Here is a 12,104-nt window from a genome sequence, read left to right as displayed (position 1 = left end):
GAGGTTGAGCCAGGTCAACGTGTGGGCGATTTGAGCGGCTGCCAGCATAGGCCGGCAGCCGATTACGACTATTACATGCTTACGCTGCCGGCGTCAGGGCTTTCTTGACCAGGGCGGAAACCACCGTCATGTCGGCGCGACCGGCCAGCTTCGGCTTGACGATGGCCATGACCTTGCCCATGTCTTGCGGACCGGCGGCGCCCGAGGCGGCCACGGCGGCAGCCACTTCGGCCGCCACTTCTTCATCCGACAGGCCGGCAGGCATGTAGCCCGCCAGGTGCACCAGCTCGGCTTTTTCGATGTCGGCCAGGTCGGCACGGCCACCCGCTTCGAACTGGGTGATCGAATCCTTGCGCTGCTTGATCATTTTTTCCACGATGGCCGTCACGTGGGCATCCGTCAATTCGATGCGCTCGTCGACTTCCTTGCGCTTGATTTCCGCCAGCAACAGGCGAATCGTGCCCAGCTTGCCCGCTTCCTTGGCGCGCATGGCGTTTTTCATGTCTTCGGTAATTTGTTCTTTCAAGCTCATGGCAATCCTCGTGTTGGTAAGTGGTAATGGGGCTCGATGCTCGTGCGCGCAGGCTAAGCAGGCGGCCACAAAAGCGAAAACCCGCTGCGGCGAACCGGAGCGGGTATGCGACTCATCTGAAGTATCACTCCAGGCGAATCAAAACAAAACCCGTGGCGAACAATGCGCCAAACTACCCGGGTTGGTTCTGACTGAACAGTCTTAGAATAATTTTTTCGGCAGTTGTTGGCTGCGGATGCGTTTGTAATGACGCTTTACAGCAGCTGCCAGCTTGCGCTTGCGCTCAGCTGTTGGCTTTTCGTAGAATTCGCGTGCGCGCAATTCGGTCAGCAGACCCGTTTTTTCGATGGTGCGTTTGAAGCGACGCATTGCGACTTCGAACGGCTCGTTTTCTTTAAGGCGAATAGTGGTCATGTAAAATTCAAACCGTTGAGGTGGTGTATAGGAAGAGATAGATAGTAGCAGCTTTTATTCGGAAAGGGAAGCCCCGCCCCCACTTGCGTGCGGCTTGTCGCCTGAGATTGCCGCCCGGTTGTGGCGTAAACCACGCATCCGGACGGCAGCATCGCTTAAACGGCCATCTTGCGGCGGCGCGCCATGAAACCCAGCAAACCCAGGCCAGCCAGCAGCATGGCATACGTGCCGGGTTCCGGCACGGCGCTGACATTCATGCTGACGCCGTCCAGGAAAGCCGAGGTATCGCGGGCATTGCCCGGATTGGTGCCGGCAAAGCTCAAGGTATGGCTGCCTGCGCCGATATTGAGCGCATTCACATTGAAGCTGGTCCAGCCCGTGTTGCTCACGCCATACTGGCCCAGCTGCGTGCCGTCCAGGCTGACCGTCACGGACTGGCCCTGGTCGTAACCAGGGCGCAGCGCCAGGTTGAAGGCGAAGGTGTAATTGGCCGCGCCCGCGCTGACGAAGCTTTGCGAGACCGATGCCGTGTTTTGCAGGAACGCAAAGGCGTTGCCTTCCTGCGCCACGCCATTCCAGGCAGTGTAGCTGGCCGACACGCCGGCGCCACCGGTGAAACTCCAGCCCGGTGCCACGTCGCCATAGACATAGCCGCTACCGACGGTATTGTTTTCAAAACCGCCATTGCTCAGCACGGGCGTGCTGGCAAAGGCGCTGGTGCTGAGCAAGGCAACTGCAGCGGCGGCGATCAGGCGTTTCATGGTGACTCCAGGGTAATGTTTATTTAATTGCCATCAGACACAAAAAATGTCTGGAAGTCAATTTACATGCCAAGTATTCAACACCGTTTCATTGAAGTCAAGAAAATTATCACCTGCGGTCACAAACTGCGGCCACGCAACAACCAAGTATTACTGCAAGGCAATTCCTGCCGCCACGCCCGATGCCCAGGCCCACTGGAAGTTATAGCCGCCCAGCCAGCCCGTCACATCGACCGCTTCGCCGATGAAATACAGGCCCGGCACCTTGTTGACCATCATGGTCTGCTGCGACAGTTCGCGCGTATCGATGCCGCCCCGTGTCACTTCGGCCTTGCGATAGCCTTCGGAACCGTTCGGCACGATGGACCAGGCATTGATGGCCTGCCCCAGCTTGCGCAGCTGGGCGTCGGGCATGTCGGCGATGCGCGCATCGGGCGCCAGGCCGTTGACGGCCAGCAAGCAGTCAGCCAGACGCTGCGGCAGCCATTGCGCCACGATATTGCCCAGTTGCTTCTTCAAGGTGCCCTTGCCTTCGATGAGGGTCTGCGCCACGTCCACTTCCGGCAGCAGATTGATGACGATGGGCTCGCCTGGCAGCCAGTAGCTGGAAATTTGCAAAATCGCCGGACCGGACAGGCCGCGATGGGTAAATAATAAATCTTCGCGGAAACGCGCACCCGTTGCCTTGCGGCCTTTCAGGCTACCCGTTTCCACATCCACTTCCAGCGCGATGCCGGACAGTTCCGCGAACGGCGCCCAGTTGTCCGCATCGAACGTCAGCGGCACCAGGGCCGGACGCGGCTCGACCATCATCAGATTGAACTGTTTGGCGATGCGGTAGGCAAAATCCGTGGCGCCGATCTTCGGGATCGACAGCCCGCCTGTGGCGATGACGATGCTGGCCGTCTCGATGTCGCCGCCATCGGTCTGCAGCAAGAAGCCACCATCAGCTTGCGGGACAACATTGTCGATCTTGCACGGCATGCGCCAGTGCACGCCGCCAGCGGCGCACTCGTCTTTGAGCATGTCGATGATCTGCTCGGCCGATTCATTGCAGAATTGCTGGCCTTTGTGCTTCTCGTGGTAGCCGATCCGGTATTTTTTCACCAGCGCGAGGAAATCCTGCGGCGTGTAGCGCGACAGCGCGCTTTTGCAGAAATGCGGATTTTCCGAGAGGAAATTTTGCGGGGTGGCGTTAATATTGGTGAAATTACACCGTCCACCACCCGAGATGCGGATCTTTTCGGCCAGCTTGGCCGCGTGATCGATCAACACCACGCGCTTGCCTTGCTGGGCGGCAACAGCCGCACACATCATGCCGGCCGCGCCCGCGCCGATCACTGCCACATCAAATTGTTTTGCCATAAGAATTCCGGTCACCGCTGATTACAAAGACGCCATTGTAAACTGCGGCGGCACGGCTAGCGCGGCCGTGCAGCAATCTGCCGCGATGCCATCAGGCATTGCTCCACTTGCCCGGCGATCGACGGCGGCACGGGCACCTCGCCGCGCAGTACGGCGGCGATCCAGGCGGCCGTGGTGGCCGCGTCGCGCTCGGCTGGCAAATGTGGCAACGTTTCCACCAGCAACTGCTTTTCCACCAGCACCGTGCGCTCGCTCCCGTGAAACCAGTCGATCTGCTGCGCCTTGTTGGCATTGGCCACCGTCTCGCCTTCCGTGCCGCGCATCAGGAAAGCGTCGCCGCGCGCGGGATCAGAAGCGGTCAGGAAATATTCACCGAGCATTTCCAGGTATTCCGGGTGCGTGTACGACACCAGGCGCAGGGCCGGCCCCGCGAACGGCTGCATGATTTTTACGAGGGTATGCGTGGAATTGCGCACGCCCAGCACGCGCCGCAGCGACAGCATGTACGCCAGGCGCGGCGCCAGTGATGCTATGGGCAGGAAGGCGACTTCCCCGCGCGCCATGGCGGCCTCGGCTTGCGCATGATCGGGCGAGGCAGGCACGCCCAGCGCAGCCAGCACTTCGGCCGTCGTGATGCGGCCCGGGTCGCTCGTCACGCCATGCACGAGCACGGGGGCGCCCGCACGCGCCAGCAGCAGCGCCAGCAAGGCCGTCAGATTGGCCATCTTGCGCGCGCCGTTGTAGCTGGGAATGATGATCGGCGCGTACTCGCCGGCCGGCACGGCCAGCGGGGCGAACGAGGCTTCGGCAGCGTCGAGGAAACCGGCGATCTCGTCCACGGACTCACCCTTGATGCGCATCGACAACAAAATGCCGCCCAGCTCCAGGTCCGACACGCGGCCCTCAAGCATGGCGCGGTACAGGGCGCGGGCATCCATGCGCGTCATGCTGCGCGCGCCGTTCTTGCCGCGTCCTATTTCTTTGATGAAACGTGCAGCGGGAAATGGCTCACCGGCCACATCGGTATGGGAGATGGAAACAGTCGTCATGGCGCCAGCTTACACGGATTGGCGCCGATGCAACAGCCGGGCAAGCGGAAGCGGGGGTGTGGCGACCCAGGAAGCGGCCAGCCTGCCACAATAACAACTCATCCGCTGCCATTTGGCGGCCAGCCACGCCGCCAAGCCGCATTTCCGCTACACTATTGCCTCTTAAAGTACGCAATAGCGAAAGCCGAGCCAGAATCATGAATACGCCAGACATCGAAAATATCAACGTCACCTCCTTCGCGCCCATGCCAACACCGGCCGATCTGCACGCCAAACTCCCGCTGTCGGAGAGTGCCTTCGACACCGTCAGCCGCGGCCGCGAAGCGCTGCGCAACATCATCGACCGCAAGGACCAGCGCCTGTTCGTCGTCGTCGGCCCGTGCTCGATCCACGATCCCGTCGCCGGCCTCGATTACGCGCGCCGCCTGAAAGCGCTGCAAGAGGAAGTCAAGGACACGATGCTGCTGGTGATGCGCGTGTATTTCGAAAAACCGCGTACCACCACGGGCTGGAAAGGCTATATCAACGACCCGTACATGGACGATTCGTTCAAGGTCAACGAAGGCATGGAAAAGGCGCGCCAGTTCCTGCTCGACGTGTGCGAAATGGGCATGCCTACCGCCACCGAAGCGCTGGACCCGATCTCGCCGCAGTACTTGGGCGACCTGATCGCCTGGACCGCCATCGGCGCGCGCACGACGGAATCGCAGACGCACCGCGAAATGTCGTCCGGCCTGTCGACGCCAGTCGGCTTCAAGAACGGCACCGATGGCGACATCAGCATCGCCGTCAACGCGATCCTGTCGTCGGCGCACCCGCACTCCTTCCTGGGCATTAACGCCGAAGGCAATGTGGCCATCGTGCGCACGCGCGGCAACGCGTACGGCCACGTGGTGCTGCGCGGCGGCGACGGCCGCCCGAACTACGATTCGGTCTCGATCGCCATCGCCGAACAGGCGCTGGCCAAGGCCAAGCTGCCGGCCAACCTGGTGGTCGACTGCTCGCACGCGAACAGCTATAAAAAGCCGGAACTACAGCCACTGGTGATGGCCGACGTGGTCAACCAGATCCGCCAGGGCAACCGCTCGCTGGTGGGCGTGATGATCGAATCGAACATCGTCGGCGGCAACCAGAAGATCCCGCAAGACCTGTCGCAACTGACCTACGGCTGCTCCGTCACCGACGGCTGCATCGACTGGGACACGACGGCGACCATGCTGCGCGATGCGCATGCGCACTTGGTCAATCGCCCAAAATAATGCCGGCGATATTGTCGGATTACGGCGCTTTGCGCCTAATCCGACCTACGAATTGAGCCGACACCACCACGAGGCATCTCACGCCATCTGCACATGCGGCAGCACGGCGTACGATCCGGCCAGCGCCTGCTCGGCCTTGCTGGCCGGGATATTGAGTTCATTGACGTCCAGGTAGATGCGCCCGTCCAGAATGCGCACGGCGTATCGGCGCGCCATGCCCTGCACGGGCGCCACCAGGCGGCCCGAATCGAGCTCGATGATCCAGCTGTTCTTCGGCCCCATCAGATTTTTCTCCATCAGCACCCCATGCGCCAGCGGGCCGCCCAGGCAAGGCACCGTGTCAAGCAGCGCGTACACCGTATCGTCCGCCGCGCGGAACAGCGCCACGCCCGGCAAGTCCTGCCACGCCAGCCCCCGCTGCACCATGCGCGCGCCCGCCAGCGGCATGTCCTTCAGGCGGCAAATCATTTTCCATTGTTCCGGCATTGCTAGCTCCTTGAAAAAGGCACACGCCTGTCTAAGCAAGAGCGGTGCCAGTGCCGTTCCAGGCGCAAAGCAGCCAGAATCCCGTGCAAAACCGCCGCGCGCCGCACTGCGCAAGTGCACACTGCCGCCGAAATGGTGCGCCGGCCGCACGGTGTAATGCCCGGCTTTCCTTTACAATGGCGGATTACTCCTCCCTATTTAGCACCTTCATGATTGTTCTTGGCGTCGAATCCTCCTGTGACGAAACCGGCCTGGCCTTGTACGACACGCAACGCGGCCTGCTGTCGCACGCCCTCTATTCGCAAGTCGCCATGCACGAGCAATATGGCGGCGTAGTGCCGGAACTGGCGTCGCGCGACCATATCCGCCGCGCCATCCCGCTGCTGGAAGAAACGTTGGCGAAGGCCGGCATCACCCTGCCCGAGATCGACGCCATCGCCTACACGCAAGGTCCGGGCCTCGCCGGCGCGCTGCTGGTCGGTTCCTCCGTCGCCTGCAGCCTGGGCCTGGCCATCAACAAGCCGGTGCTGGGCATCCACCATCTGGAAGGCCATCTGCTGTCGCCATTGCTGGCGTCCGAGCCGCCGGAATTCCCGTTCATCGCGCTGCTGGTGTCGGGCGGCCATACGCAGCTGATGCGCGTCGACGGCGTGGGCCAGTACACCATGCTGGGCGAAACGCTCGACGATGCGGCCGGCGAAGCGTTCGACAAGTCGGCCAAGCTGCTGGGCCTCGGTTATCCGGGCGGCCCCGCCATTTCGCGCCTGGCCGAATTCGGCGACCCGCTGGCCTATAAACTGCCACGCCCGATGCTGCATTCGAAGGATTTCAATTTCAGTTTCTCCGGTTTGAAGACGGCCGTGCTGACGGTGGTGAAGAACCATGAAGAAAAAGTCATCGCGAATATCTGCGAACAGGACAAGGCGAACATCGCGCGCGGCTTCGTCGACGCCATCGTCGACGTGCTGACGGCCAAATGCGTGGCGGCCCTCAAGCACACGGGATTGAAACGCCTGGTGATCGCCGGCGGCGTGGGCGCCAACGCGCAGCTGCGCGCCTCGCTCAACGCGGCCGCCGTCAAGAAGCGTTTCAAGGTGTATTACCCGGAGCTGGAATTCTGTACCGATAACGGCGCCATGATCGCCTTCGCCGGCGCCATGCGCCTGCAGATCAACCCGCAGGCCGCCAAGTACGATTACTCGTTCAATGTGCGCCCGCGCTGGCCGCTCGACGAAATCCGCGAAGTTTAATATAGAAACCCTAAAACGAAGGGCTGGGGTCAGACCCTGAGGGTCTGACCCCGGTCGTTGCTGTTGGGTTTTACTTCGCCAACAAAAAATTCCGGCCCACCGCCACGCTCCCCTCTCCCACCGTTTCATCCTTCAATGCCACGCCCGACAACTGCCGGCTGAACGCCTGCGACAGCAGGTAGTGCAGCCGGTACGCCGCTTGCGCATACGCCAGCCCCTCGGGGCGCACGTTCGAGATGCAGTTGCGCCGCTCGTCCAGCAAGCCGACTCTGGGCGCCCAGCTCAGGTACAGGCCCAGGCTGTCCGGGGAGCTCAAGCCTGGCCGCTCGCCGATCAGCACCAGCACGGCCCGCGCTTTTATCAATTCCCCCACCTCGTCGCCGATGGCTACCCTCCCCTGCGCCACGACGTACACCGGCGACAGCGTCCACGCTTCCCGCGCCAGCCTTGCGCACAGGGCGGCCAGGAACGGCGCCGCGTGGCGTTGTATCGCCAGCGCCGACAGGCCATCGGCCGCCACCAGCGCCAGGTCCACGCCCGGTTCCGAGGCCACCAGCCGCGCGCGTGAAACGTCGTCGAGCCTGCGCCCCAGGTCGGGGCGTTGCAGATAGTCGGCGCGCGTGGTGGCGGCGCTGTGCAGCGGTACGCAGTCTTGCCCTTGCGCGGCCAAGTCGCGCGCCAGGGCCTCGCCATCGAGCGCCAGGTGCACGGCGTCGCGCGCCTGCGCGTGCGCCAGCTGGAACGCCAGTTGCGCGCTGGTCGGCACACTGACACCGCGGCGCCCCAGCGCGATGCGCGCCGCCGTATGCGCGCGCAGGGCCTGCCACGGGTTTTTCTCGTCCATGTATCCTCCCTAACCGTCCAGGCGCAGCAGGGCCGTCTGGAAGGCCGGCGCCAGCGCCGTGTTCAGGTTCCCCTGCGCATCCGTGATGTGCATGCGCGCCAGCCAGGCCGCGAATTCGGGCGCGGGGCGCAAACCCAGCACGCGGCGCGCATACAGGGCGTCGTGGAACGAGGTACTCTGGTAGCCGAGCATGATGTCGTCCGCGCCCGGCACGCCCATGATGAAATTGCAGCCGGCCACGCTGAGCATGGTCAGCAAGGCGTCCATGTCGTCCTGGTCCGCTTCCGCGTGGTTGGTGTAGCACACGTCGCAGCCCATGGGCAGCCCCAGCAGCTTGGCGCAGAAATGGTCTTCCAGCCCCGCTCGCAGGATCTGCTTGCCGTCGTACAGGTACTCGGGGCCGATGAAACCCACCACCGAATTGACCAGCAGCGGCTGATATGCGCGCGCCACCGCATACGCGCGCGCCTCGCACGTCTGCTGGTCCATGCCGTGGTGAGCGCCGGCCGACAGGGCGCTGCCCTGGCCCGTCTCGAAATACATGACGTTGTTGCCCAGCGTGCCGCGCCCCAGCGACAAGGCCGCCGCCTGTCCCTCGGCCAGCAGGGACAAGTCGATGCCGAAGCTGCGATTGGCCGCCTGCGTGCCCGCCACCGACTGGAACACCAGGTCGACGGGCGCGCCGCGGCGGATCGCCTCGATCGTGTTGGTGATGTGCGTGAGCACGCACGACTGCGTGGGAATCTGATATTGGTCAATGACGGCGTCGAGCAGGTGCAGCAGCGACACCACCTGCGCCACATTGTCGGTGGCGGGATTGATGCCGATCACGGCGTCGCCGCTGCCCAGCAGCAGGCCATCGAGGATGGAGGCGGCAATCCCCGTGACGTCGTCCGTCGGGTGGTTCGGCTGCAATCGCGTAGACAAACGGCCTTCCAAGCCCAGGGTATTGCGAAAGGCCGTGACGACTTTACATTTCCTGGCCACCAGCACCAGGTCCTGCAAGCGCATGATTTTTGAGACGGCGGCCGCCATTTCCGGCGTGATGCCGGCGGCGACACGCGCCAGCGTTTGCGTATCCGTCGCGTCGTCCAGCAGCCAGTCGCGGAAATCGCCCACGCACTGGTGCGCGATGGGGGAAAACGCGGCGCGCTCATGGCTATCGATGATCAGCCGCGTGACTTCATCGTCTTCATACGGCACCAGCGCCTCATTGAGGAAGGTCAACAGCGGCACGTCCGCCAGCGCCAGCTGCGCCGCCACCCGCTCGCGCGCGCTGGCGGCCGCCACACCGGCCAGCACGTCGCCCGAACGCAGCGGCGTGGCCTTTGCCAGCAGCTCCTTCAAGCTGGCGAACTGGTAAACATGGCTGTCTATCGTATGGCTGAAGCGGGGCATGGTTCGGTTCCTCCAAGGCCCTCATCTTACGCCAACTTATAAACTGCGCAGCGCCCCTTCCAGCTGCGGATAGCGGAAGACAAAACCGTCGGCCAGCAGGCGGCGCGGGGCGACCCTTTGACCTTCCACCAGCAAGTCGGCCTGCTCGCCCAGCAAGGCGCGCATGACGAAGGCTGGGGTGGGCATGACGCTGGGGCGGTGCAGCACGGCGCCCGCCACCTGGGCAAAGCGGCGCTGTTCGATCGCTTCCGGCGCGCAGAAGTTGTACGCGCCATTCACGGCTCCCTGTTCGCTGCGGCGCGCCAGATGGGCGATGCCGCGGAGGACGTCGCGCACGTGCACCCACGTGACCCACTGCTTGCCGCTACCGAGCGGGCCGCCCACGCCGAAGCGGATCGGCAGCAGCATCTGCGGCAGCGAACCCTGGTGGCCAAAGACGAGGCCGAAGCGCATGCAGCCCACCTGCACGCCATATTGCTCCGCCTGGCGCGCGGCCGCTTCCCATTCCTGGCACAGCTGCGACATGAAGATGGCTTGCGGCGCGCTCTCCTCCGTCAATTCCGCCGCGTCGCCCTGCGGCTGCACGCCGTAGTAGCCGATGGCCGACGCCGACAGCAGCACGCGCGGCTTGTGCTGCGCGCGGGCGATCCACGCCACCAGTTCCTGCGTCAGCGCCACCCTGCTGCGGCGCAAGGCCGCCTTGCGCGCGTCCGTCCAGCGCTTGCCGACGATGCGCGCGCCGGCCAGGTTGACCACCATGTCGATGCGCCGCGCATCCGCCAATTCATCGAAGGACTGGATGCAGCGCACCTGGCCGTCGAAGGTCCACGCGGCCTGCTTCGGCTGGCGCGTCAGCACCGTCACCGCGTGGCCGTCGGCCAGCAGGGCGCTGACCAGTTGCTGGCCGATGAAACCCGTGGCACCCGTCACCAGCACGGACTGCGGTGTACTGGCAAACTGCAAATCCTCCGTCTCTTTTTCCGCCATCTCTTTGCGCCGGCCCAGTTGCCACACCGCATACGCGTCGCGCAGGCCGGACAGGCCCACGCCCACGCCGCACAGCGCGAGGAAGACGCTGAGCCAACCATACGGCTGCCACACGAGGGCTGTCGGCAAGTTCGCCCACTCGCTGCTGTTCAGGGCCAGCAGGGCGATGAAGGCGCCTGCATTGATCGCCAGCACCGTGTGCGTGACCCGCTCCGTGGCGGGCAAGAGCCGGGTCTGGTCTTCCACGACGAAATCCCACAGGGTCAGCACGATTTCCACGCCAAACACGATCACCAGCACCCAGGCCCAGGCGCCATGCCATTCCCAGGCCGCCAGACCAACGAACAGCAGGCTGTAGATCAGCGCGCGCGTGGCGTGGATGGTCAGCTCCAGACGCGCCGACGCCTTTTGCGGCAGCGCTTCCGTGATTTCATGGTGGTAGATGGTGTCGAAGGCGCCCAGGCAGCCTTGCGCCGCCATCAGTTGCAGGGCCAGCAGATGCGTATTCATGGTGTCTCCTTGTGAATTTCCGGTGCGGCGGATTCGCGGAACACGCCGGCCTGGGTAAACGTGGTACCGAACAGGGCGTGGCGGATCTCGATGCGGATATTGAACTGCTGCGGCGTGTCGTTGCGGTGGCACAGATAGGTCTTGCCGGGCGTGAGCACGCCGGGCAGCGGCAGGCGCCAGCCGAAAAGATCCCAAAAATAGCCGTCGCTGGTGAAGTGCAGGTTGCCATCTTCCACATGCAGCACGAGCTTCATGCCCAGCCCCATGCCGACGTATTCGAGCACTTCGCCCTTTGCGCTTTCGGCCATGTAGGACGTGAAGCGGATCGGCGCGCGGCCATGCAGGCGGTAAGTGCGCTGCTTGAAGATGAAGGGACAAGCGGGACGCGAATACACTTCAATATCCACGGGGAAGTCATGATCGTCATACGGGATCAAGGCGCCATCGATGAAGGGGCGCGTCAGCCATCCCAGCACCTTGCCCAGGCGCGAGCTGGTGAGTTCACTGAGTTCGCCCCGGTAGTACAGGGGCTGGCCCGGCGCGGGATTTTTCTCGAAGCGGCGGCGGATATCCGGGTGCAGGGTGAGCCACTGCGCGCCCATCACCTTCCTGAACAGCTCTCCTTCGGACGGGCCGTTCATGATTTGCCGCGCTTGCCTGGTTTTTCTTCCGGGCTGAGGAACTTGGCCACCTTGCCGCCCATGGACAGCATGCGTTGCAGGGTCGCCGGCGGCAGGTTTTTATAGTCGCTGTAGGTGGAACTGAGCATTTCCAGGAAAGCCAGCACTTCGCCCATGCGCTCCAGGGTAGCCGGTGGAATCGCCGCATCGTGCTCGCCCTCGATCGCGCATTCGCGCAGCACCGTCAGGGTGGGGTCGATCTCGCGCCGCTTGCGCTCTTCCATGATGACCCTGAAGATTTCCCACACATCCTGCAGGGCGACGAAATGGTCGCGCCGGTCGCCCATCACGTGCGTGATGCGCGCCAGGCCCCAGCTTTGCAGTTCCTTCAGGCTGTTGCTGACATTCGAGCGGGCCACGTTCAGGCTGGCCGCGATGTCTTCCGCCGTCAAGGGTTCATTGGCCAGGAACAGCAGCGCGTGGATCTGCGCCACCGTGCGGTTGACGCCCCAGCGGGTGCCCATCTCGCCCCAATGGAGAATGTACTTCTGCGTCGTCGGACTCAGTTCCATGATTTTCTCTTATTTCTGTCGTTACAGAAATGTAAGACGAAACAGAAATCCAGTCAA

General features: G+C 63.4%; 13 protein-coding genes. 2 read left to right on the top strand and 11 right to left on the bottom strand.

All coding sequences use genetic code 11. From position 1 onward, the window contains the following. Positions 1–79 precede the first annotated feature (79 nt). The 5 genes from K0F86_RS03055 to ybiB all read right to left on the bottom strand — a co-directional run bounded on the left by K0F86_RS03055 (position 80) and on the right by ybiB (position 4,121). Complete coding sequence (locus tag K0F86_RS03055) at positions 80–532, bottom strand: GatB/YqeY domain-containing protein (RefSeq protein WP_058049818.1); 453 nt, start codon at positions 530–532, stop codon at positions 80–82. Positions 533–733: 201 nt separating this feature from the next. Beyond that, positions 734–946, bottom strand: a complete 213-nt coding sequence (gene rpsU, locus K0F86_RS03050; RefSeq protein WP_008451879.1) for a 30S ribosomal protein S21 — start codon at positions 944–946, stop codon at positions 734–736. Positions 947–1,101: 155 nt separating this feature from the next. After that, positions 1,102–1,707 (bottom strand): FxDxF family PEP-CTERM protein, encoded by a 606-nt coding sequence (locus K0F86_RS03045; RefSeq protein ID WP_219132862.1) that lies wholly within the window; start codon positions 1,705–1,707, stop codon positions 1,102–1,104. A 150-nt stretch (positions 1,708–1,857) separates the two neighbouring features. Further along, a complete protein-coding gene (locus tag K0F86_RS03040) occupies positions 1,858–3,072 on the bottom strand; it encodes an NAD(P)/FAD-dependent oxidoreductase (protein ID WP_219132861.1) in 1,215 nt (404 codons plus the stop codon). Positions 3,073–3,128: 56 nt separating this feature from the next. Continuing rightward, positions 3,129–4,121, bottom strand: coding sequence for a DNA-binding protein YbiB (gene ybiB, locus K0F86_RS03035; RefSeq protein WP_219132860.1), 993 nt, complete (start codon positions 4,119–4,121; stop codon positions 3,129–3,131). Between the two features lie 197 nt (positions 4,122–4,318). Between ybiB and K0F86_RS03030 the strand changes: the two genes are divergently transcribed. Next, entirely contained in the window at positions 4,319–5,380 is a 1,062-nt protein-coding gene (locus K0F86_RS03030; protein ID WP_219132859.1) for a 3-deoxy-7-phosphoheptulonate synthase, read from the top strand. Positions 5,381–5,458: 78 nt separating this feature from the next. Here the strand turns inward: K0F86_RS03030 and K0F86_RS03025 are convergent, their stop codons facing one another. After that, positions 5,459–5,866: a nitrite reductase (NAD(P)H) small subunit gene (locus K0F86_RS03025; RefSeq protein ID WP_219132858.1), complete on the bottom strand. Its 408-nt coding sequence runs from the start codon at positions 5,864–5,866 to the stop codon at positions 5,459–5,461. 209 nt (positions 5,867–6,075) lie between these two features. Between K0F86_RS03025 and tsaD the strand changes: the two genes are divergently transcribed. Further along, the gene (gene tsaD, locus K0F86_RS03020) at positions 6,076–7,116 is read left to right on the top strand and encodes a tRNA (adenosine(37)-N6)-threonylcarbamoyltransferase complex transferase subunit TsaD (protein ID WP_219132857.1); all 1,041 of its coding nucleotides are present in this window, start codon (positions 6,076–6,078) and stop codon (positions 7,114–7,116) included. Positions 7,117–7,186: 70 nt separating this feature from the next. On the opposite strand, the gene eutC is transcribed toward tsaD, so the two are convergent. From eutC to K0F86_RS02995, 5 genes are read right to left on the bottom strand one after another with little or no spacing between them, the layout of a single operon-like run. Then, positions 7,187–7,960 (bottom strand): ethanolamine ammonia-lyase subunit EutC, encoded by a 774-nt coding sequence (gene eutC, locus K0F86_RS03015; protein WP_219132856.1) that lies wholly within the window; start codon positions 7,958–7,960, stop codon positions 7,187–7,189. Positions 7,961–7,969: 9 nt separating this feature from the next. Then, positions 7,970–9,358: an ethanolamine ammonia-lyase subunit EutB gene (locus K0F86_RS03010; RefSeq protein WP_219132855.1), complete on the bottom strand. Its 1,389-nt coding sequence runs from the start codon at positions 9,356–9,358 to the stop codon at positions 7,970–7,972. Between the two features lie 36 nt (positions 9,359–9,394). Beyond that, positions 9,395–10,855: a TIGR01777 family oxidoreductase gene (locus K0F86_RS03005; protein ID WP_219132854.1), complete on the bottom strand. Its 1,461-nt coding sequence runs from the start codon at positions 10,853–10,855 to the stop codon at positions 9,395–9,397. Next, positions 10,852–11,496: a DUF4166 domain-containing protein gene (locus tag K0F86_RS03000; protein ID WP_219132853.1), complete on the bottom strand. Its 645-nt coding sequence runs from the start codon at positions 11,494–11,496 to the stop codon at positions 10,852–10,854. Before K0F86_RS03000 ends, K0F86_RS03005 begins: the two co-directional genes overlap by 4 nt. Beyond that, a complete protein-coding gene (locus tag K0F86_RS02995) occupies positions 11,493–12,047 on the bottom strand; it encodes a GbsR/MarR family transcriptional regulator (protein WP_219132852.1) in 555 nt (184 codons plus the stop codon). The genes K0F86_RS03000 and K0F86_RS02995 overlap by 4 nt, the downstream gene beginning before the upstream one ends. Between the last annotated feature and the right edge of the window lie 57 nt (positions 12,048–12,104).

Origin of the sequence: Janthinobacterium sp. UMAB-60 (assembly GCF_900095235.1) — a bacterium.
In the GTDB taxonomy this organism is placed as follows: Bacteria; Pseudomonadota; Gammaproteobacteria; order Burkholderiales; family Burkholderiaceae_D; genus Janthinobacterium.
The sequence above is the reverse complement of the archived record's forward strand: the minus strand, read 5'-3'. Positions and strand labels throughout refer to the sequence as shown.